Here is a 20,797-nt window from a genome sequence, read left to right as displayed (position 1 = left end):
CTGTGGAGCATAGGAGAATCGAACTCCTGACCTTCTGCTTGCAAAGCAGATGCTCTACCAATTGAGCTAATGCCCCATTGTTCCGTGGTGGGCCTAGCTGGAATCGAACCAGCGACCTCATCGTTATCAGCGATGCGCTCTAACCGACTGAGCTATAGGCCCTTGTGCGGAACGAGAATTAACTCTACATACTATCCCCGGATTTACACAAATCGCCTGTTCAGCAGATATTTCCGGCAACTCAAAAGCGGGGAAAGATTCGCACGAAAGAAAGAAAAATACCGGCACCCGAAGGTGCCGGTATCTTCAAACGCAAGAGAGGCGCTAGCGGCTGTCTAGGTCGACCCGCAGGCCGCCAAAGACGTCCACTATGGCGTTATAAATAACCGCCATCAGGGGCGCCAGCAGTGTAAGGAGAACGGCGAAAATAACGCTGATGAGCGCGGAGGCGGAGATGACGACACCGAAGGTGACCTCGAACCCTCCGCCGACGCCGCCGACGAGGCTATTGAGCGATTCCCAAATCCCCACCTGGTTCAGGCCAATATAAAGCAGGCATACGGCCAGCATCCAGGCGATCAGTCCGACGAGTGACAGGGCCAGACCGACGCGGAACGCCGAAATAGGCGAGATTCGCGTAATCGTTACGTCTCGTCGTGCCATTAATTACTCCTCATCCTTGGAAGCATCGCCAGCCTTGTGTTCCTGCTGGACCTCATCCACGGTCTTTTCGCCCTTAGCCACGGCCTGAGCGTCTTCCTCACCATCTTCTTCCACGTTGCGGTCGATGGCAAGCAGTTCGACATCGTCACCCAGGTTGACCAAGCGCACGCCCATCGTCGCACGGGAGGACGGACGAATCTGGTCCACCTCGGTGCGGATGACGCCGCCGGCGGAGGTAATGGCAAAGATTTCATCGTCCTCATCCACAGAGATGGCGCCGATAAGCTTGCCGCGCTTCGGGGTGTACTTGAAGGTCATAACGCCAAGGCCACCGCGGCCCTGGGTGGTGTATTCCTCAATGGCGGTGCGCTTGCCGTAGCCGCCGGAGGTGGCAACCAAGAGGAACTCGCCATCGTGGACCACGGACATGGACAGCAGCTGGTCATCGCCGCGGAAACGCATGCCCTTCACACCAGCGGTAGCGCGGCCCATGGGGCGCAGCTGGTCGTCGTCGGCAGTAAAGCGGATAGCTTGGCCCTGCTCGGAGGTAAGCAGGATGTCATCGCCCTCGGAGACGAGCTGTGCGCCAATGAGAGCATCGCCCTCGTTGAGGTTGATGGCGATAAGGCCAGCGGAACGCGCGGACTCATAATCGGTCAAACGGGACTTCTTCACGCGGCCCTGCTGGGTGGCGAGAACCAGGTAAGGAGCGTCCTCGTAGGACTGGATCTGGATAACCTGGGCAATCTTTTCTTCCGGCTGGAATTCCAGCAGGTTTGCCACGTGCTGGCCACGAGCAGCGCGACCGCCCTCTGGCAGTTCATAAGCCTTGAGGCGGTAAACACGGCCGAAGTTGGTAAAGAACAAGATCCAGTCGTGCGTGGAGCAGACGAAGAAGTTCTTCACAATATCGTCCTGCTTGAGCTCAGCGCCGCGCACGCCCTTGCCGCCACGCTTTTGTGCCTTATAGGAATCCACCTTGGTGCGCTTAGCGTAGCCGGTAGAGGTAATGGTGACCACGACGTTCTCGCGGGCGATGAGATCCTCATCGGTGACATCGCCGGTCGCCGGAATAATTTCGGTGCGGCGTTCATCGCCATACTTATCGACGATCTCTGCCAGCTCATCGTGGACAATCTGGCGCTGGCGCTCCTCGCGGGCGAGGATATCCTTCAGGTCGGCGATTTCGCGCTCGATCTCCGCCAACTCGTCAATGATCTTCTGGCGTTCCAGTGCAGCCAGCTTGCGCAGCTGCATGGCCAGGATGGCATCGGCCTGGATATCGTCGACGTCGAGAAGCTCCTTCAAGCCTTCGCGCGCCTCGTCCACGGTGGGCGAACGGCGGATAAGGGCGATGACCTCATCCAGCATGTCCAGGGCCTTGACCAAACCGCGCAAGATGTGGGCGCGCTTCTCGGCCTCGTTCAAGCGGTACTGGGTACGGCGAACGATGACCTCGATCTGGTGCTCCACGTAGTAGCGCAGCATCTGATCCAGGCGGAGGGTGCGCGGCACACCGTCAACAATGGAGAGCATGTTGGCACCGAAGGAGGTCTGCAGCTGGGAGTGCTTGTAGAGGTTATTGAGCACCACACGAGCCACGGCGTCGCGCTTAAGGGTGACCACGATGCGCATGCCCACGCGGTCGGAGGACTCATCCTCAATCTTGGAAATGCCCGCAATCTTGCCGCTGGCCACGGACTCCGCGATATTGGAGATGAGGTTATCCGGGTTGACCTGGAACGGCAGCTCGGTGATCACGATGGTTTGGCGGGATCCAGACTCCTCGATGGAGGTCACACCGCGCATGCGGATGGAGCCGCGGCCGGTGGTGTAGGCATCCTTGATGCCCTGATCGCCCACAATGAGGCCAGCGGTGGGGAAATCCGGGCCCTTGACGCGTTCCATGCAGGCTTCCAGCGCAGCCTCTTCATCGGCGTCTGGGTTATCCAGCATCCAGTAGATGGCCTCGGCCAGCTCGTTAAGGTTATGCGGCGGGATATTGGTGGCCATACCCACGGCAATGCCGCCAGAACCGTTCATGAGCAGGTTCGGAACGCGGGATGGCAGGACGTCTGGCTCGCTGGTCTTGCCATCGTAGTTGGGCGAGAAGTCCACGGTGTTCTCGCGGATATCGCGCACCATCTCCATGGCCAGCGGGGTGAGCTTACACTCCGTATAACGCATTGCTGCCGGGCCATCGTTACCGCGGGAGCCGAAGTTACCCTGACCATCTACCAGCGGATAGCGCATGTTCCAGGACTGGGCCAGACGCACCAAGGTGTCATAGATGGCGACGTCACCGTGCGGGTGGAACTGACCCATGGTGTCCGAGACCGGGCGGGCGGACTTCACGTAGCCGCGCTCCGGGCGGTAACCGGAATCGAACATCGCGTAGAGGATACGGCGGTGCACCGGTTTCAGGCCATCGCGCACCTCCGGCAGGGCACGGCCGACGATGACGGACATGGCGTAGTCGATGTAACTCGACTCCATCTCCTCATTAATGTCAATGGGAAATATGCGATCAAAAAGATCGTCGTTATTGTCACTCATAACCCCAAATTCTACCCTCTAGCGCCTTTCAAGACTCGAATTGCCGCACGAGTGGTATCACCGTGGTATCACTTGAGGTATGGCGATGACATTGCGGCTTACGGACGAACAGGATCACGCGCTGACGCTGCTGGCCTCCGCGCAGGGCACCTCCAAGCACGAGGCGGTGGTGCGCGCCATCGTTGCGGCCGCAGCCCGCACGCTTGCCGACGCCCACGTGCAGTCCACCGCCCGCGCCCTCCTCCCCGGCCGCACTGAGCTGGAGGCGGAAATCCGCCGTGCCCGGCCCGCACAGTCCTAGGCAAGCATGACTACTGAACAGCTCTACCTCTTAGCCCGCGAATTTTGCGCTCGTTTTAACGTCCGCATCACCAACTTCGCCGCCCTGGCGGCCGCGGCGGCTGCGAGCACCGCCAAGGTGGAAGGAATAGCCATTCATGACAACCACCGCGATGCCGCCCGCGCCATGGCGGAGGTATTAGCCCGCGTGCCAGCGCTTAACGGGTATAACGCAGAGTTCGCAAAGTTCAGCGCGCGCGTCTACCTTAGTGTTAAAGAAGTTACCTAAGTTACTGGGGATAGTGACCCAAGAAAGGAACTACCACCATGTCCCGCTTCAAGAAGATTGCCGCCTCGAGCCTGACCGCCGTAGCGCTAGCTGCCACCGCCGTCACTGCTCCTACCGCCACCGCCGCTGATGCCGATTCCTGGAAAGAAACGGTAAATCCGGACTTTCAGCCGGGCGAGACCGGTGGTTCCTCTACCGGTTCTTCCCAGCTGGATCTCACCCTGATCATCACTGCAGCGGCCGCGGGCGTCACCGCACTGGCCAGCGCAGTAGCCCTCTACTCCCCTAATGTCGATTTGGAGAAGGCGGCGCGCGATGCTGGCTTGAACCAGATCGCCGATCAGATTGCTGCCATTCAGGCCAGCCTCCCTAGCCTGCCGGGCCAGCCCGCCTAACTCGCGTAAGGTGGTGCAGCATGGCACATCTTTCTGAACTTATGTCAGGTCCGCAGCGCACTGCGGTGATTAACGATTGCGGCGAGCTGATTGAGGGGGTCGTCGCCAAGCAATCGGGCATTACCGGAATGGCGCTCAAGGGCGCCGTCGCCGCCGCGAAGAAGGTCGATTCCGCCATCATTACCAAGGCCCTAGGCCGCGTGCTACCGGATATCCTCCACGCTTTAGATCCGCACTGGCAAGAGTTTGCACGCAGCTCCGAGCAGGATTTCGGTTCCTTCCTGGAGCCCCGCAGCGCCCAGGTGAGCGATTCCATCATGTCGGTGGCCGATAAGCATGCCGAGCAGATTAACTCCCCCGCGCTGTCTAAGCCTTATAACTCCTTGCGCGGTAAGGCCTCGAAATTCCTCACCCCTGCGGTCCCGGATTTCGGCCGCGTGCTGCAAAAGCACATGTAGCCTCCGCACGCTTGAACCTAAATCAAACCGCAGAGTATAAGTGTGGAAGTGACTACTTCCGCAGCTAACCAAACCGAGTACCCCGCCGGCCAAGATCCCGCCCGCTGGCGGGTGCTTATCGTTTTGCTCACGGCGCTCTTCATGTCCCTGCTGAGCGTGTCCATCGTGAACGTAGCCCTGCCCTCTATTCAATCGGGCCTGGGAGCCTCTGAGTCCGATGTGCAATGGGTGCTCTCCGGCTATGCGCTCACCTTTGGTGTCATCCTTGTGGCGTCCGGCCGTGCCGGAGATCTCTTCGGCCGCGGCGGCATCTTCCTAGCAGGCATTGCTATCTATTCCCTCAGCGCCGCCGTCGCCGGCTTTGCCCCCAACGCGGAGGCACTCAACGCCGCCCGCTTTATCCAAGGCATAGGCGCTGGGCTGCTCAATCCGCAGGGCGTGGGAATGATCCAGCAGTACTTCCGCGGTCCGGAACGCGCCCGCGCCTTCGGCTACTTTGGCTCCACGGTAGGCATCGCTGTGGCTATCGGACCGGTACTGGGCGGCCTGCTCATTCGCCTCGGCGGCGCGGACCTAGGTTGGCGGCTGACCATGCTGGTCAATTTCCCCGTCGGCCTTATTGCCATCATCTTAGGATTACTGTGGTTTCCGCGGCCGCTGTTTTCCCGCGTGCGCGATGAAAATGGCAATAAACTGGGCACCTTCAAGGCCCTTGCCACCCTGGATCCCATCGGTGCGGTGATCCTCGGTGCTGCAGTGTGGGCCATCCTCTTCCCCTTCATGGAATCGTCCGCTTCCCCGGCCGTGTGGTGGCTCCTACTGCTGGGCGCCGTCCTCCTTGTGGGATGGGTGCTATGGGAGCGCCGCCACAAGGCCACCGGCCATCCGCCAATGGTGGATCTCACTATCTTCGCCACCCCGAGTTTTCGCAATGGCACCATCATCGCCACCTTGTGGTTTATGGGTATTACCAGCATTTGGGTGCTCGTGGCACTCTACTTCCAAAGCGGACTCGGACACTCCGCCCTGGCTGCCGGATCCGTAGGCATTCCGGCTGCCTTGTTGAGCTCCATATCTGCCACACTGGCCGGTCGATCCGTTTCCGTTTATGGGCGCAAGGTCGTGGTACTTGGCATGCTGGTGACCATCTTCGGTCTGGTGGCCACAATTGCGCTTATCTGGGCCACCGAGCAGTGGGGAGCCAGCGAATGGTGGATGGTCCTTTCGCTGGCCTTTGTTGGCGGCGGCCAAGGCTCGGTCATCTCCCCCAACCAAACGCTCACCTTGGCGCACGTTCCACAGGCCTACGCCGGATCGTCCGGCGCCGTCCTCCAAACCGGCCAGCGCATTGGTACGGCCATTGGGCTTGCCGTTATTACGGCCATCGTTTTTGCCACCTTGCACGGCACAAGCGCGGACTGGCCGCTGTCCATCATTGCCGGCTTCGGCGTCATCCTCGCCATGTGCCTCGCTTCCTTAGGATTCGCCGTAGCGGATCAGCGCAGCTCCCAGGCCTAGGCCCGGCGCTTTCCGACGCCACAATTAAAGCCCACCGCGGTAAATTCCACGGTGGGCTTCATGCTGCGCTCTAGATATCCAGGAAGCGGACGTCCTTCGCGCGGCGGGTGATGAAGGAGCGGCGAGCCGAGACATCATCACCCATGAGGATGGAGAAGAGCTCATCGGCGCGCTGCGCGTCTTCCAAGTCCACACGGCGCAGGATGCGGGTGCTCGGGTCAAGCGTGGTCTCCCACAGCTCAGCGGCGTTCATCTCGCCCAGACCCTTGTAGCGCTGGATGCCGTCATCCTTGTTGATCTTGCGGTTTTGCTCTAGGCCCTCGGCCAGCAGCTTATCGCGCTCGGCGTCGGAAAAAGCATAGCCCGGAGTGCCCTTAGACCACTTGAGCTTGTACAGCGGCGGGTTAGCCAGGAACACGTGGCCGTCCTCAACCAGCTGCGGCATGAAGCGGAAGAGCAAGGTCAGAAGCAGCGTGGCAATGTGCTGGCCGTCAACGTCGGCATCGGCCATGAGCACGATCTTGTCGTAGCGCAGCTTCTTGATATCGAATTCCTCGTGGATGCCGGTACCCAGCGCGGTAATAATCGCCTGGACCTCGGCATTCTTGAGGACCTTATCCATGCGGGCCTTCTCCACGTTCAGGATCTTGCCGCGCAACGGCAGGATGGCCTGGAACATGGAATCGCGGCCGCCCTTAGCGGAGCCACCTGCGGAGTCACCCTCCACGATGTAGAGCTCGGAAATCTTCGGATCCTTCGAGCGGCAGTCTGCAAGCTTGCCTGGCAGGCCACCGAGGTCGGTGGCGGACTTGCGGCGCACCATCTCGCGAGCCTTGCGGGCAGCCATGCGAGCATGCGCGGAGGAAACAGCCTTATTGATGATGGCCTTAGCCTCTGCCGGGTTGGCATCGAACCAGTCATTGACGTGCTCGTTGACCGCGCGCTGGACAAAGCCCTTGATCTCGGAATTGCCCAGCTTGGTCTTGGTCTGGCCCTCGAACTGCGGATCGCCCACCTTGACGGAAATGACGGCCGCCAAGCCCTCGCGGCAGTCATCGCCGGAGAGGTTACCGTCCTTTTCCTTGAGGAGCTTATGCTCCTTGGCGTAGCGGTTCATCAGGGAGGTTAGGGCCGCACGGAAACCCTCTTCGTGCGTGCCGCCCTCGTGGGTGTTGATGGTATTGGCAAAGGTGTGAACGGACTGCTTATAGCCCTGGTTCCACTGCAGCGCTACCTCTACCTCGTGATCCTCGCCCTTCGCATCGAAGGAAACGATCGTCGGGTGGATCGCGGTCTTGGACTTATTGAGGTACTTGACGTAGTCGGTCAAGCCATCCGGGTAGTGGAAGGTTACCTTCTTGCGGCGCTTCTTCTCTGCCGCAGCGTCCTCCGCCTCGCCGGATTCTTCGTTGAAGGTATCGCCGGCGTCCGGGGCATCATCGAAGGAGGTTTCATCCGCGCTGGTCTCGCCGGATTCTGCATCGGCGATTTCCTCCAGTTCGATCTGCTCTTCGGTGACGCGCTCGTCAATGAGCTCAATGCTCAGGCCCTTGTTCAGGAAGGCCATTTCCTGCAGGCGGCGCGAAATGGTGTCGTAATCGTACTCCGTAGTTTCAAAAACTTCCGGGTCCGCCCAGAAACGAATCTTGGTGCCCGTGCCGCGGGCATTGCCACCCTCAACGAGCTCGTCTGGGATGGCGTTCTGGAAGTTTTGGTACCAGTGCTTGCCGTCGCGCTTAATCTCCGCCTCCACGCGGGTAGAAAGCGCGTTCACCACGGAAATGCCGACACCGTGCAGGCCGCCGGAAACGGCGTAGGAGTCGGAGTCGAACTTACCGCCGGCGTGCAGCTGGGTCATGACCACCTGGATGGTAGGTGCGCCAGAGGCGTGCATTTCTACCGGGATACCACGGCCATTATCGATGACCTCGACGCCGCCATCTTCTAGCAGCTTGACGGTAACTTTATCGGCGTAGCCGGCCATGGCCTCATCGACGGAGTTATCAACGATCTCCCAAATGAGGTGGTGCAGGCCGCGCGAACCGGTTGAACCAATGTACATGCCGGGGCGCTTACGAACGGCCTCGAGGCCCTCCAGGATCGTAATTGACCCGGCATCATATGCGTGTTCTTCAGCCACGGATTCGTGCTCTCCTTTTGGCTATAGCTAATTCTAAGACCTTGACCATTCTACACGGATACCCCCTACTGAAAGACACCCCACACCCGTGAGAGATAGGAATCTGGGGCGCTCTGAGGTTATTTACATTGTGCAGGTCTGAGTAAACCTCAGCCTATTAGCCATATGTATCTTGTGATCCTTGCGGTTTGACCCACTGCCGCCCCTCATAATTGCGCCTTTGTTTCGGCCCGTGAATCCGCAGTTCCACAATGACATCGGGGCCTAGGCGGTCAGAGATTTTCCGCAGGATTTGGCGCTGCAGGTAGCGCAGCTCCGTTGCCCACGTGGAGTTATCGCAGGATACATAGACAATCTTGTCTTTAATCCGCTGCGGCTGCGTATGCGCGGCAATGCGCTCGCCCACCAGATGCTCCCAATTGCCCATCACCCAGCCATTAGCCAGATCATGCTCCCACCCACGATTGACCACCTCGCGGTTAATTTGGGATCCCAGGCTCGGCACGGCCAGCGTGCGCCGTTTCTTTCTGCCATCCGGACCCGTAGGCCAGCCGCGTTGGTAGCCCATATACCCCTGCTTTTGCGCCTTCTCCAGCGAGGGCACCGGCATCTTCGGTACCGGGCGGGTCAGCTTCGGCGGGTTTTTGGAGGTGGACCGAACCAGCTTGAAGTATTGGGTGACGGGATCGATGCGCTGCTTGCCGACGCCCCCTTGCTCCTCACTCATTCCCCTCACCTTCCCCAGCGGCATCTTGAGCAAGATCTTCGGCAGAATCTTCGGCGCTGAGCTTGGAAATGCGGCCGGTCTCGGTATCTTCTACGCTCACGCGGTAGCGCACAATGGGTTCCAAGTTTCCGGGCAGATCTTCATCCACGGCCGCGGTGATGAGCACCTGTTCGGCCTCGGCGGCCAAGTGGACCAGCTGCTTGCGGCGCTTGGCATCGAGCTCGGCAAAGACATCATCCAAGATGAGCACCGGATCGGATCCTCCCTCCTGGCGCAGGAGGTTGAATTCCGCCAGGCGCAGCGCGATGGCATAGGACCACGTCTCGCCGTGGCTGGCAAAGCCCTTGGCCGGCTGATCACCCAGGTTGAGCACCAGATCATCGCGGTGCGGACCCACCAGGGAAATGCCGCGTTCGATCTCGCGCTGCCGGGCGGCGGCCAACTCGGTGAGCAGAACCGCTTCGAGCACCTCGCGATCGGAGGTATCGATCGTGGACTTATACTCCACGTGCGCCGGCCGCGATTCTGGCGCCAGGCCGGAATAGGCGGCGGGGATGTGGTTCAAGAGGGCGTCGACAAGCGAAAGGCGCGCGGCGATTACTTGTGCGCCGAGGTGGGCAAGCTGCGCATCCCAAGTATCCAAGGTGGCCAGCGCAGCAGCGCCATCACTATCGGAATAGCCCCGGCGCAGGTTACCGGAGGCCGATTTCAGCAGGGCATTGCGTTGCTTGAGCACCTTGTCGTAGTCGGCCTTCACACCCGCTAAGCGCGGAGTCCGCGAGGCAATGATGCTATCGAGGTAGGCGCGGCGCCCAGCCGGCTCCCCGCGCACCAGGGCCAAGTCCTCTGGGGAGAAGAGCACTGTCTTCACCACGCCCAGCAGCTCACGGGGGCTGCGCAGGCGGGTGCGATTAATCTGCGCCTGGTTGGCCGCGTGGGGCTTAATCAGCAAATGGGTAGTAAGCTCGCGGCCCTGGTTCACCGCGGTAATGGATACCCGCGCGCTATCCGCGCCCTGGCGCACCAGTGGTGCATCGTGGGAAACGCGGTGGGAGGAAAGGTGGGCGGTATAGCCAATGGCCTCAACGATATTGGTCTTGCCAAAGCCATTGCGCCCGACAAAAAGGGTGATCCCCGGCCCTAGCTGCACATTAAGTTCGGGCCACGAGCGAAAATCCCGAACATCGAGATCCCTGACGTACATTAGCCCGGCAGGCGAACCGGCATGAGCAGGTAGGTGAAGTTGGTCTCCGGCGTGGGGAAGTTGCCATCTTCATCGGCCTCAGGCAGCTCTTCCGGTTCTGGGATCATGATGGCTGGGCGCGAAGGCTCGGTAAAGCCGAAGACCACGCGGTCGGTATTGATGACGCCCAAGCCATCCTTGAGGTAGCCCGGATTGAAGGCGATGAGGAATTCATCGCGGCCATGGAACGCACACGGCAGGGTCTCGGTCGCGTTACCAGCATCCGCACCGGCGGAAAGGGTCACCTGACCATCGGCGAATTCCATCCGAATCTGCGCGTTGCGATCCGTCAGCAAAGACACGCGGCGAATTGCTTCCTGCAGCGGGGCGACCTCAATGGAGGCAATATTGGTGTGGTTCTTCGGCAGCAGGGGTTGCACATTAGGGAAGTCCGCATCCAGCATGCGCGTGGTGGTCTCGCGATTATCCGCGTGCAGGCCAAAGAGGCCATCGGCACCAATATTGTCATCGGTTCCCACAGCGATTTCCACTGGGATATTTAGGTGCGGATCCAAAGAACGACCGGTTTCCTGCAGGGTCTTCGCAGGTACCAAGAGTTTCGCTTCTACATCCGGCGACTTCGGCTCCCATTCCAAGGTGCGCATGGCCAGGCGGAAGCGGTCCGTTGCCGTCATCTCAATGTCCTTGCCACGGATATCCATGTGCACACCGGTGAGCATGGGCAAGGTGTCATCCTTGCCGGCCGCAGCGGCGACCTGATGGATGGCCTCGACGAAGAGCTGTGGCTGGATGGTGCCGGTAACCTCCGGCAGGACCGGGAGCTGCGGGTAATCATCCAGAGGAATCAGTGGCAGCTCAAAGCGGGAAGAACCACAAGTAACCAGAGCCTTGGAATCTACCTGGGAGATCTCCACTTCCTTGTTGGGCAGGGAAGCGACGATGTCAGAGAGGAGCTTGCCGGCTACCGCGATCTGTCCGGGTTCATCCACCATTCCGGCGATTCGGACGCGGGTGGACACCTCGTAATCGAAGCCAGTGAACTCAAGACCATTGTCATCCGCGGTGATCAGCATCGCGCGGAGGACAGGCTGGGTGACCTTGGACGGCAGGCTACGAGCAACCCACGCTACGGCGTTGGCAAGGTCATCTTTGGCCACGCGAAATGACACGGCTTCATCCATGGTGCGAAGAGCTCCTCTGGGCAAGTAGGAAATTTGTTACTTACAAAAGACTGGCTTCCAACTTACCGCATCGGGCGCGGTGCGCCACAACGTGTAATTCCATCTTTGCCTGCTCGATCCGCGCCTGGCCGAAGGCAGGCCGGGCCGAATTCCACACACCCTCTTTCTTCTATACAGATCAGAGAAATAATTTAGTAGTAGTAATAAGCGCTGTGGGATCTGTGGGTAACTAGGTAAATGACAAGTTCAGGACATAGATCCGGGGTGTGCCAATTCTTGTGATCTTGCTGTGATCAATCGGTGCGAAATGTGGACAACTAACGGGATCGCCGTTTTATCCACAGGTTTTGTCATTTGATCACCGATCTACACACAGCGCTGATCACAGGGTGGTTCTCCCAGCATAGAGCCTGTGGAATTTAAAACTGTGAGTAAGATCTACGAATTACAAAGGTGGAATTACACAAGTGTGAATAACGCTGTGGATAACTCTTTTCGCAGTTAAGAGAGCACTTTTCGCGGACCTTCTGGGTTCTTTGTGGAATTACACGAAGGTGTAGGCGGCTGTGTGGACGGTTTGAACCAGGTTTCGGTGTCTCAGTCAAGAATCTCTGATCTGGTAGTTCTGGTCTCACCTTTAAGTAGTCCGAGCAGAATCCGCGAAGTGACAAAGGGCAGACAAAAGCGCCCTCCTTTATATAAGGAAGGCGCTGAAGCAGCGGTAGAGAAATTTAGGCGCGACCGCGATTCTTGATGCGCTGGGTGAGCGCCTGGATCTCGTCGTAAGTATTGCGCTTTTCAGTCATCTCTTTGCGGATCTTGCGATCCGCGTAAATGACGGTGGTGTGATCCTTGCCGCCGAATTGCTCACCGATCTTGGGAAGGGATAGCTCCGTGAGCTCGCGGCACAGATACATAGCCAACTGGCGTGCATGCGCCACCGCACGCTTTTTGCCAGCCCCGCGCAGAGTCTCTACATCAATATCGAAGAATTCTGCCGTGACCTCCATGATCGAGGTAGCGGTGATTTGCCGATCGGCGGAATCTGGGGCCAAATCGCGCAGCGCGATTTCTGCCATCTCCACGTTGATTGGCTCATTCACCAAGGAGGAATAGGCCGAAACGCGAATCAGTGCGCCCTCGAGCTCACGAATAGATGACTCAAAACGAGAGGCAATGAGCTCAAGCACGGAGCGATCCACTTCGGTGCCGTCATTGGCCGCCTTCTTCATCAAAATCGCGATACGCGTTTCTAGATCTGGCGGCTGAATATCGGTGATAAGACCGCCTTCAAAGCGGGTGCGGAGGCGATCTTCCAGCGTGGTTAGCTGCTTCGGTGGGCGGTCCGAGGACAAAATGATCTGCTTATTGGCTTGGTGCAGCGCATTGAAAGTATGGAAGAACTCTTCCTGGGTGGATTCTTTGCCTTCCAAGAACTGGATGTCATCGACCATCAAAATATCGAGATTGCGGTAGCGCCGCTTGAATGATTCCTGACGGTCATCGCGCAGGGAATTAATATAGTCATTCGTGAATTCTTCCGAAGACACATACTTCACGCGCAGACCCGGATGCAGTACCTGGGCGTAATTGCCGGCGGCATGCAAAAGGTGCGTTTTACCCAGACCAGAGCCACCCCAGATAAATAGTGGGTTGTATGCACGGGCGGGATTCTCGGCCACAGCCACAGCGGCACCATTGGCAAAACGATTCGAAGAACCGATCACGAAGCTATCGAAGGTGTGCTTCGGATTGAGGGAAGTTTCACGGTTGGGATCGTGCGCCGGGGCCTCGCGCGGGATGCGGGCAGAATTGGTGGCAGCACCGGAGAAATTTCCCGCGGATTCGGCCTGCTGTTGGTTATAGTGCTGGGCCAGCTCATCCAGGCTTGCAGGGGCGTGACTCGACTGCCAATTGTTCTGAGAAGGGGCCTGCTGTGCAGCGGCATCCGTTTGCTGCGGGCGCGGAATGTAGTTCTGGGTAGATTCCGTGTTCTGCGGCGGTTGCGCTTGAGGCGGTTGCTGTTGTTGAGGGGGTGTTGGTTGTGGTGCAGGGTCCGCGGCCGGTGGCTGTGGCTCTTGCGGGGTGGCAAGGGTAACCGCAAAGGAACACGGCCGGCCTAGGTGACGGGTTAATGCCTTGGCAATGTGCTCACCCAACTCATTTTCGACCACATTTTTGGCATCCAGGTTTTCGGCGGCAACGAGGGTGTAGCCCTCAACCATCATGATGGGGCGAACCAGTTGGAGGTAAAGGCGCTGTGAGTGCGAAAAACTGGGGACCTCGGAATTGGGTTGCTCGGATTGTGCGAGCAGGTCATCAACGACCGCGCGCCAAACGGCATGCAGGTTCGCTTGTGGGTCAGTCACAACAGGCTACCTTTGTGGAATTTAGTCGGGGACGGGTGGACATTGAATAACAATTTTCACTGCGGATTCCACCGTGGTTTTCACATCGGTTTTTATCGAGTCACCTCGATCTCCACAGAGTTATCCACAGGTGTGGATGAAATAGTTATTCACAGCTTAGTTCATGACTGTGGATAACTCTTCATTGGCTAGTTTATGGCCCTATGCTGCGGAAACTACAAAAGTCTCAAGCGTTGATTTAGAGTTATCCACATGACCGGTTGGGCTGTGGAATTTGATTCTTCTGTTCTACCGCCGAAACGGCGGGTGTGTCTAGCGAGAAAAATTCACCACCCGGGTGTGGGTTGGGGTGGGTCTTACTGCGTGATGGATTAGGTGCAGCAAGAGCGCAGAATCTGGCCCTCTAGCTGCAGGAAAAAACATTTATGTAATTTCGGGTGTACCCGGGTGTCGATTTGTTCCCAGCGGCAGAAATCACGTAATCTGGCATGGTCTATTGCAACAAAGAGTTGCGCGTGAAAGTGACAGCGTCACCTCGCACCGGCTGGGCCCGTCGGCTCGCCGTGCACCGGAGAGACTGTGATGCGTCAGGTTCATGGAATCTATTCATCAGTGGGCGTGCCGCTGCATCGCGGTGGTGTGCCTACGCACAACTTCAAGGAGAATTAACGTGGCAAAGGGTAAGCGCACGTTCCAGCCGAACAACCGTCGTCGTGCTCGCAAGCACGGCTTCCGCACCCGCATGAGCACTCGTGCAGGTCGCGCCATTGTTGCAGCTCGTCGCAAGAAGGGCCGCGCAAAGCTGACTGCATAAGTTATGCTTCCAGCCCAGCACAAGCTCACGTCGCCGACGCAATTTCGGCGCACGATGAAGGGCAGTCGCCGGGCGGGCACTCGTACGGTCGTCGTGCATGCGCGCGACAACGCAGGTACGGACAAGGCAGCCGATATCGCCGCCACTGGGCCGCGATTTGGGCTGATTGTTTCTAAAGCCGTCGGGAATGCAGTGGTTCGCCACCGCACCTCCCGGCGGCTTCGCCATGTGTGTATGACATTCATTCCCAAGCTGCCTGCCAGCGTGGACGTTGTCATCCGTGCTTTGCCCGCCAGCGCCACTGCTAGCAGTGAGCAATTAGAAAAAGATCTTGCCAAAGCACTGCGCAAGCAATGGGATATCTAAATTCCCGCGGGGAGGAAATTCCCCCAGCCAGAGGATTGGCCAAACCAATGGTCAAAGTGGTTCGTTTCTACCAAAAGCATGTCTCTGGCCTTAAGATGGTATCGACCTGTCGGTTCGAGCCGACATGCAGTGCTTATGCCCTAGAGGCGCTTTCTCAACACGGCGCAATCAAGGGTACGGCGATGGCAATAGCCAGGGTCTGCAAATGCGGCCCCTGGCATCCGGGCGGATTCGATCCGGTCCCGGGTACCAACAACAATTGAGGATTAAACACTCGTGCTTAATATCATTTACTGGCCAATTTCGGCCGTTTTGTGGTTCTGGCACTGGCTGCTGTCCCTCGTAATGGACCCTGCCTGGGGCATTACCTGGATTCTGGCCATTGTGCTGCTGACCTGGACGCTTAAGGCACTAATGGTCAAGCCGACCATTAGCCAGATTCGTTCCTCGCGTAAGATGCAGGAAATCCAGCCTAAGGTGCAGGAAATCCGCGCGAAGTACGGTAATGACCAAACCAAGGCCGCGCAGGAAATGCAGAAGGTCTACAAGGAGTCCGGCGTTCGTCCGATGGCCGGCTGCCTGCCGGTCTTCGTGCAGATTCCAATGTTCGTTGGTTTGTTCCACGTTCTGCGCTCCTTCGACCGCACCGTCGCTGTGGCCGGTGGTATTGGCCACCCCAGTGGCGATCCGATGTCCGTTGAGGAAAACGCCAACACCGCGAACTACATCTTCAAGCCGGAACTGGTCCAGCAGTTCTTGGATGCCAAGATCTTTGATGTTCCGCTGGTGACCAACCTGCGCTTGAACTCGCCGATTGTAGAGGGCGTCACTACCAGCCAGGCAGCCGTCATCATCGTTCCGATGATTGCCATCATTGCGGTCATGACGCACTTTAACGCCCGCATGAGCCTGAACCGCCAGGAGCAGCGGCGTGCCGCTGGTAAGACCCAGGCGCCACAGGGCCAGAATGCGGAAATGATGCAGCAGCAAATGGCCATGATGTCCAAGATGATGCTGTGGGTCATGCCAGCCATGCTGGTCTTCTCCGGCTCCATCTGGCCGATTGGTTTGCTGTTCTACATGATGGCCAATACGGTCTGGACCTTCTTCCAAACCCGCATCGTCTATGCCAAGATGGACCGCGAGGAAGAAGAGGAGGAAGCCGCTAAGGTTGAGGCCAAGCGCACTTCCGCGCCTAAGCCGGGTGCCCGCAAGAAGGACAACCGCACCAAGAAACAGCGCAAAAACAAATAAACACGGAGGAGAACCCCATCGTGTCCGAGATGGACCCGTCAGTAGTATTCGGCTCCCGCTTGCCCCTCGCGCAGGCTTACCATGATTCGCTCGCTACCGACGGGTCCACTCGTGGTTTTATAGGCCCCCGTGAGGTGCCACGCTTGTGGGAGAGGCACATTATTAACTGCGCCGTCGTCAAGCAGGCAATCCCGGAGGGTGCCACGGTTATCGACGTCGGCTCGGGGGCCGGATTGCCCGGCATTCCGCTGGCCATTGCACGCCCGGACCTGCAGATCACCCTGATCGAGCCGCTGCTTAAGCGCTATAACTATCTCAACGAAGTCGTAGAAGAGCTAGGCCTAGACAACGTGACGGTGCTGCGTGGCCGTGCCGAGGAAGGCCCAATTAAAAAGGCGGTGGCAGGAGCAGACGTGGTCACCTCCCGCGCGGTCGCACCGCTGGGCAAGCTGGCGAAATGGTCGCTGCCGCTCGTGCGCAAGGGTGGTGAAATGATCGCGCTGAAGGGTTCTTCGGTACACGAGGAACTGGAACGCGATGCTGCTGAGATTAAGAAGGCCGGCGGTGGAAAGGCCGAGGTCAGCACCATCGAGGGAACCACGATCATTCGTGTCCCGCGCGTGAACTAAAGTAGACGGCATGACTAATCCGCGCCTTATCACCATTGCTAACCAGAAAGGCGGCGTAGGCAAAACCACCTCCGCCGCCAACTTGGCCGCAGCGCTAGCCACAGAGGGCAAAAAAGTGCTGGTGATCGATCTTGACCCGCAGGGAAACGCCTCCACGGCCATGGGCGCGGAACATAATTCCGGCACCGATTCCAGCTATGAGGTGCTCCTCGGAGACTGCACCGCCGAGAAAGCCATGCAGGCCTCCTCGCACAACGAGAACCTCTTTTGCATCCCCGCCACCATTGATCTGGCTGGCGCAGAGATTGAAATGGTCTCCTTGGTGCGTCGCGAATTTCGGCTGTACGACGCCCTGCATAATGGCTTCCTTGAAGAGCATGGCTTTGAATATGTCTTCATTGATTGCCCGCCATCACTGGGTTTGCTCACCATTAACGCCATGACGTGCGCTGAAGAGGTCATCATTCCGATTCAATGCGAGTACTACGCTTTGGAGGGCGTGGGCCAGCTGCTGGGCAATATCTCCATGATTCGCGAGCACCTCAACGAGGATCTGCATATTTCCGCCGTGCTGCTGACCATGTATGACGCCCGCACGCGCTTGGCCGAGGACGTGGCAGATAACGTTCGCGAACAGTTCGGAGCCGTGGTGCTGGCCAATGTTATCCCGCGCTCCGTGCGCGTTTCGGAGGCACCGGGGTACGGTACTACGGTTATTGATTACGCTCCCTCGTCCACCGGTGCCCGCGCCTACCTTGCGGCGGCGCGCGAGCTTGACCGGCGTGGCGATTACCGCCCGCACCCGACCACCGGGGCGATTGGCGTGAGCCCAGAGATTTACGCGGAATTGGAAGGATAGGAACTCATGGCAGAACAGAAGCAAGGTGGCCTTGGCAAAGGACTCGCCGCACTCATCCCGTCCGGTCCTGATGCTCCTACCCGCAAGCCGCGCCTGGGCGATTCCGCCGCGGATATTATTTTGGGCAATTCCACCCCGCAGCCGGACCGGAAGGGTGGTGAAGGCAAGCGCGTAAAGGGCGCTCCCACCATTCAGCAGGGTTCTGGCTCTAAGTCCTCCAAGAAGCGCCAGGCCACCCCGGCTCCTATCGGTGCGACCTACCGTGAGATTTCCATTGGGGATATCATCCCCAACCCAAAGCAGCCGCGTACGGTCTTCGACGAGGATGAACTCGGCGAGCTCGTCCACTCGATCCGCGAGTTTGGTCTGTTGCAGCCCGTGGTCGTTCGTCCTTCCGAGGAAGGTGGCTTCGAGCTCATCATGGGTGAGCGGCGTTGGCGCGCTTCCTCCAAAGCGGGCCTGGCCACGATTCCGGCCATCGTGCGCGATACCAAGGATGACAACTTGCTGCGCGATGCCCTGCTGGAGAACATCCACCGCGTACAGCTCAACCCCTTGGAAGAAGCGCACGCCTACCAGCAGCTGCTGGAAGAGTTCGGCGTTACCCAGAACGAGCTGGCGGACCGTATTGGCCGTTCGCGCCCACAGGTGACCAATATGCTGCGTCTGCTCAAGCTGCCGGTAGAGGTACAAAAGCGCGTAGCTGCTGGTACCTTATCTGCCGGTCACGCGCGTGCCCTATTGTCCTTGGATGACACCGAGGCCATGGAATACATTGCCAACCGCATCATCGCGGAGGGCCTGTCCGTACGCGCCACCGAGGAAGCAGTCACCCTCTACAAGCGCGATGGTAAGCCGGCCGAATCCAAGAAGAAACAGCCGGCACCGCAGCCGCAGTACTTTACCGATTCCGCTGAGCGCCTGTCCGATCGCTTCGATACCAAGGTCACCGTGACCATGGGCAAGCGCAAGGGCAAGATGGTCGTGGAATTTGGTGACCAAGAGGATTTGGAACGCATTATGTCGCTAATGGAGTTAGGTAATTCAACGCACTAATTCAGAGCGCCGCCTTCTAGCTACACGCCTATGGGGTAGGGTTATCGGTACATCTCTATCGGGCCGTGCATTAATGTAAGTGTCAACATTCAAGCTCGCCAAGGTTACAAACCTTTACCTACTTGGTTGGACTTATCTGCGCGCTTGAAACGCCCAAAATTCTTGCTGTGCTTTGTGGTTTTGTACCTGCAACCACCGTATGATGCGTCGTCCCCTGACTACTGGGCATCGCAGGCGATTACACTGGAGGGCAGAAGAGTAGTGCGATGTAACCGTAGGATCTGAAGTCCTCCCAAAAAATGGCCAGGCGGTTCGATCTCGGACAAGACCAAATCGACAAAGTTATATATTTCCCCAAAAGACCTTAACGTAGCAGAATGATCGGTACACTACGTCGATCCTTTTCCGCAACTGTGTATTCACATTTCATAGAAATCAGAAAGACGGCGAGTGGAAAGATATAAAGGCATCCGTCAACCACACGTTTAAGGGAAAAGCTCTTGCTGCTGTAGATTAGTCCCTTTCCAACTGCATTGAAAATACGGGCATGACTTGAATTGAGTTGTTACTTGCCGGAAAAGATGAATTGGTTTTTCGCTTGCTCTTCTTCGTATTCAGGCCCAAGTGGAATGCCCTTCCGCTCACGAAGGAGGAATGCTGCTATGAATCCAACCATGCAAGCAGAAATCAAATAGATGGAAACTGCAAAGGTTGTTCCTGTCAATTCCACTAACGCCGCGGCGATCATGGGCGCTAAGGCGCCGCCAAGGATGGAACCGATAGCATAGGTAATGGATACGCCAGAAGTGCGGATTGATGCCGGAAAAAGTTCAGCGTACAAGGCGGACTGTGCGCCATAAGTTAAGCCTAATCCCACCGTAAGGAAAATGAGGGCTATATACAGTGAACCGAGAGAGGCTTTATTGACCAATGGAAATAGCGCCGCTGCACCGACTGCTTGTATGGCAAATCCGACGAGATAAGTATTTCGGCGTCCGATAAAGTCCGAAATCCATCCAGCAAATAGTGTGAAAATCAGCCACGTAAGGGCAGAAATTGTTACCGCGTTTAGGACCTCTCCTCTGCCTAGCGAAACTGGCCCTTGAGGATTGGTTGCATAATTTTGAATATAGCCACCAGCGGTCATATAGCCGACAGTTCCATTACCAGCAAAAACGAGTGCTGCCACAAGAACCAGTGGAAAATGTTTCTTGAAAAGGACCCCAATTGGGTTCTTGGCTTCGCGTTCTCGATTTTGCGAGATCTCCTGGAACACCGGCGATTCGTCTACCCCCATCCGAATAACGTAGGCGATTGCCACTAGAGCGAAAGAGAGCAGGAACGGGACACGCCAACCCCACTGTATGAATGCTTCTCCAGGTGCGACGAAATTCATAAAGGATAATACCCCTGAGGACATCAGGAGGCCTATAGGTACTCCTACTTGTGGTCCGGCGCCGAAAAGTCCCCTTTTGTTGTATGGGGCATGCTCGACAGCGAGTAGAACAGCAGATCCCCACTCCCCTCCCGCGGAAATTCCTTGTACGATACGAAGGAGAACGAGCATAATGGGGGCCCACACCCCAATCGTATCGTAGGTCGGGAGGAATCCGATTGCGGCTGTGGCCCCGCCCATAGCAAAAAGAGTTATCATGAGGACAAATCGGCGACCCAGTCGGTCACCGTAATGCCCTGCCAAAAATGCCCCCAAGGGTCGGAAAAAGAATGACAGGCCGACGGTAGCAAACGAAACAATATTTGCTCCACCCGCGCCTATGGTGCCAAACATCACATTATTAAAGACGAGACCGGCGACCGCAGCGTAAAGAAAATAGTCATACCATTCAATCGCGGTTCCGATTGTGGTGGCAGCGACCACGCGACGCGTCTCTTTGTTGGAAATTGCGGGAGAACCTGAACCGGCCATTTAAAGTTCCATTCAATTGATAGAAATCAACAACTAATAAAGATAATAGTCGAGCCAATTCTCTCGAGCCAAGTCAACGCAGGTTAGCCATTAGATTTTCTTGTCCGCGTAGT

General features: G+C 57.7%; 20 protein-coding genes and 2 tRNA genes. 12 read left to right on the top strand and 10 right to left on the bottom strand.

The genetic code is table 11. From position 1 onward, the window contains the following. Positions 1-3 precede the first annotated feature (3 nt). The 4 genes from QP915_RS09055 to gyrA all read right to left on the bottom strand — a co-directional run bounded on the left by QP915_RS09055 (position 4) and on the right by gyrA (position 3,219). A tRNA-Ala gene (locus tag QP915_RS09055) sits at positions 4-76 on the bottom strand. Between the two features lie 9 nt (positions 77-85). Beyond that, positions 86-162: transfer RNA gene (locus QP915_RS09050), tRNA-Ile, on the bottom strand. Between the two features lie 162 nt (positions 163-324). Continuing rightward, entirely contained in the window at positions 325-663 is a 339-nt protein-coding gene (locus tag QP915_RS09045; protein WP_284769105.1) for a DUF3566 domain-containing protein, read from the bottom strand. 3 nt (positions 664-666) lie between these two features. Then, the gene (gene gyrA / locus QP915_RS09040; protein WP_284769104.1) at positions 667-3,219 is read right to left on the bottom strand and encodes a DNA gyrase subunit A; all 2,553 of its coding nucleotides are present in this window, start codon (positions 3,217-3,219) and stop codon (positions 667-669) included. A gap of 79 nt (positions 3,220-3,298) precedes the next feature. Here gyrA and QP915_RS09035 point away from each other — a divergent pair, with 79 nt between their 5' ends. The 5 genes from QP915_RS09035 to QP915_RS09015 are packed head-to-tail and all read left to right on the top strand — an operon-like array spanning position 3,299 to position 6,158. Continuing rightward, on the top strand, positions 3,299-3,520 hold the full coding sequence (locus QP915_RS09035) for a hypothetical protein (RefSeq protein WP_049378052.1): 222 nt from the start codon (positions 3,299-3,301) through the stop codon (positions 3,518-3,520). A 6-nt stretch (positions 3,521-3,526) separates the two neighbouring features. Then, the gene (locus QP915_RS09030; protein ID WP_225746211.1) at positions 3,527-3,787 is read left to right on the top strand and encodes a cell filamentation protein Fic; all 261 of its coding nucleotides are present in this window, start codon (positions 3,527-3,529) and stop codon (positions 3,785-3,787) included. A 38-nt stretch (positions 3,788-3,825) separates the two neighbouring features. Next, on the top strand, positions 3,826-4,182 hold the full coding sequence (locus tag QP915_RS09025) for a hypothetical protein (protein ID WP_284769103.1): 357 nt from the start codon (positions 3,826-3,828) through the stop codon (positions 4,180-4,182). 20 nt (positions 4,183-4,202) lie between these two features. Further along, positions 4,203-4,640 carry a DUF6918 family protein gene (locus QP915_RS09020; protein WP_284769102.1) on the top strand — a complete coding sequence of 146 codons (438 nt, stop codon included), beginning with the start codon at positions 4,203-4,205 and terminating at the stop codon, positions 4,638-4,640. 42 nt (positions 4,641-4,682) lie between these two features. Then, a complete protein-coding gene (locus QP915_RS09015) occupies positions 4,683-6,158 on the top strand; it encodes an MFS transporter (protein WP_284769101.1) in 1,476 nt (491 codons plus the stop codon). A gap of 70 nt (positions 6,159-6,228) precedes the next feature. Here QP915_RS09015 and gyrB read toward each other — a convergent pair whose 3' ends face one another. The 5 genes from gyrB to dnaA form a co-directional block, all read right to left on the bottom strand. After that, positions 6,229-8,298 carry a DNA topoisomerase (ATP-hydrolyzing) subunit B gene (gyrB, locus tag QP915_RS09010; RefSeq protein ID WP_284769100.1) on the bottom strand — a complete coding sequence of 690 codons (2,070 nt, stop codon included), beginning with the start codon at positions 8,296-8,298 and terminating at the stop codon, positions 6,229-6,231. Between the two features lie 157 nt (positions 8,299-8,455). Beyond that, positions 8,456-9,025 (bottom strand): DciA family protein, encoded by a 570-nt coding sequence (locus QP915_RS09005; RefSeq protein WP_236882477.1) that lies wholly within the window; start codon positions 9,023-9,025, stop codon positions 8,456-8,458. Next, positions 9,018-10,229, bottom strand: a complete 1,212-nt coding sequence (recF, locus tag QP915_RS09000; RefSeq protein ID WP_284769099.1) for a DNA replication/repair protein RecF — start codon at positions 10,227-10,229, stop codon at positions 9,018-9,020. The genes QP915_RS09005 and recF overlap by 8 nt, the downstream gene beginning before the upstream one ends. Next, complete coding sequence (gene dnaN, locus QP915_RS08995) at positions 10,229-11,410, bottom strand: DNA polymerase III subunit beta (protein WP_005325994.1); 1,182 nt, start codon at positions 11,408-11,410, stop codon at positions 10,229-10,231. Before dnaN ends, recF begins: the two co-directional genes overlap by 1 nt. A gap of 731 nt (positions 11,411-12,141) precedes the next feature. Further along, positions 12,142-13,779 (bottom strand): chromosomal replication initiator protein DnaA, encoded by a 1,638-nt coding sequence (dnaA, locus tag QP915_RS08990; RefSeq protein WP_284769098.1) that lies wholly within the window; start codon positions 13,777-13,779, stop codon positions 12,142-12,144. 670 nt (positions 13,780-14,449) lie between these two features. Here dnaA and rpmH point away from each other — a divergent pair. Genes rpmH through QP915_RS08955 form a run of 7 tightly spaced genes read left to right on the top strand, consistent with a single transcriptional unit; the run spans position 14,450 to position 18,757 of the window. Beyond that, positions 14,450-14,593, top strand: coding sequence for a 50S ribosomal protein L34 (gene rpmH / locus QP915_RS08985; RefSeq protein WP_003847033.1), 144 nt, complete (start codon positions 14,450-14,452; stop codon positions 14,591-14,593). 3 nt (positions 14,594-14,596) lie between these two features. Beyond that, positions 14,597-14,959, top strand: coding sequence for a ribonuclease P protein component (gene rnpA / locus QP915_RS08980; RefSeq protein WP_005326013.1), 363 nt, complete (start codon positions 14,597-14,599; stop codon positions 14,957-14,959). A gap of 47 nt (positions 14,960-15,006) precedes the next feature. Further along, positions 15,007-15,222, top strand: a complete 216-nt coding sequence (gene yidD, locus QP915_RS08975) for a membrane protein insertion efficiency factor YidD (protein WP_005326014.1) — start codon at positions 15,007-15,009, stop codon at positions 15,220-15,222. A gap of 13 nt (positions 15,223-15,235) precedes the next feature. Further along, complete coding sequence (gene yidC / locus QP915_RS08970; protein WP_284769097.1) at positions 15,236-16,213, top strand: membrane protein insertase YidC; 978 nt, start codon at positions 15,236-15,238, stop codon at positions 16,211-16,213. A 29-nt stretch (positions 16,214-16,242) separates the two neighbouring features. Then, on the top strand, positions 16,243-16,842 hold the full coding sequence (gene rsmG, locus QP915_RS08965; RefSeq protein WP_284769108.1) for a 16S rRNA (guanine(527)-N(7))-methyltransferase RsmG: 600 nt from the start codon (positions 16,243-16,245) through the stop codon (positions 16,840-16,842). A 10-nt stretch (positions 16,843-16,852) separates the two neighbouring features. Continuing rightward, positions 16,853-17,701: a ParA family protein gene (locus tag QP915_RS08960; protein ID WP_049359071.1), complete on the top strand. Its 849-nt coding sequence runs from the start codon at positions 16,853-16,855 to the stop codon at positions 17,699-17,701. Between the two features lie 6 nt (positions 17,702-17,707). Then, entirely contained in the window at positions 17,708-18,757 is a 1,050-nt protein-coding gene (locus QP915_RS08955) for a ParB/RepB/Spo0J family partition protein (RefSeq protein WP_284769096.1), read from the top strand. A gap of 565 nt (positions 18,758-19,322) precedes the next feature. Here QP915_RS08955 and QP915_RS08950 read toward each other — a convergent pair. Beyond that, the gene (locus QP915_RS08950; protein WP_284769095.1) at positions 19,323-20,684 is read right to left on the bottom strand and encodes an MFS transporter; all 1,362 of its coding nucleotides are present in this window, start codon (positions 20,682-20,684) and stop codon (positions 19,323-19,325) included. Positions 20,685-20,797 lie beyond the last annotated feature (113 nt).

The organism is Corynebacterium sp. MSK158 (assembly GCF_030229085.1).
GTDB lineage: Bacteria > Actinomycetota > Actinomycetes > Mycobacteriales > Mycobacteriaceae > Corynebacterium.
Note: the sequence above shows the minus strand (reverse complement) of the source record. Positions and strands in the feature narration are given on the sequence as shown.

Coding starts and splice junctions, on each gene's coding strand:
- rsmG (WP_284769108.1), top strand. CDS start 16,243: ATGGACCCGTCAGTAGTATTCGGCTCCCGCTTGCCCCTCGCGCAGGCT.
- QP915_RS09030 (WP_225746211.1), top strand. CDS start 3,527: ATGACTACTGAACAGCTCTACCTCTTAGCCCGCGAATTTTGCGCTCGT.
- yidD (WP_005326014.1), top strand. CDS start 15,007: ATGGTCAAAGTGGTTCGTTTCTACCAAAAGCATGTCTCTGGCCTTAAG.
- QP915_RS08960 (WP_049359071.1), top strand. CDS start 16,853: ATGACTAATCCGCGCCTTATCACCATTGCTAACCAGAAAGGCGGCGTA.
- QP915_RS09045 (WP_284769105.1), bottom strand. CDS start 663: ATGGCACGACGAGACGTAACGATTACGCGAATCTCGCCTATTTCGGCG.
- QP915_RS08950 (WP_284769095.1), bottom strand. CDS start 20,684: ATGGCCGGTTCAGGTTCTCCCGCAATTTCCAACAAAGAGACGCGTCGC.
- gyrA (WP_284769104.1), bottom strand. CDS start 3,219: ATGAGTGACAATAACGACGATCTTTTTGATCGCATATTTCCCATTGAC.
- dnaN (WP_005325994.1), bottom strand. CDS start 11,410: ATGGATGAAGCCGTGTCATTTCGCGTGGCCAAAGATGACCTTGCCAAC.
- QP915_RS09005 (WP_236882477.1), bottom strand. CDS start 9,025: ATGAGTGAGGAGCAAGGGGGCGTCGGCAAGCAGCGCATCGATCCCGTC.
- QP915_RS08955 (WP_284769096.1), top strand. CDS start 17,708: ATGGCAGAACAGAAGCAAGGTGGCCTTGGCAAAGGACTCGCCGCACTC.
- rnpA (WP_005326013.1), top strand. CDS start 14,597: ATGCTTCCAGCCCAGCACAAGCTCACGTCGCCGACGCAATTTCGGCGC.
- recF (WP_284769099.1), bottom strand. CDS start 10,229: ATGTACGTCAGGGATCTCGATGTTCGGGATTTTCGCTCGTGGCCCGAA.
- QP915_RS09025 (WP_284769103.1), top strand. CDS start 3,826: ATGTCCCGCTTCAAGAAGATTGCCGCCTCGAGCCTGACCGCCGTAGCG.
- QP915_RS09020 (WP_284769102.1), top strand. CDS start 4,203: ATGGCACATCTTTCTGAACTTATGTCAGGTCCGCAGCGCACTGCGGTG.
- QP915_RS09035 (WP_049378052.1), top strand. CDS start 3,299: ATGGCGATGACATTGCGGCTTACGGACGAACAGGATCACGCGCTGACG.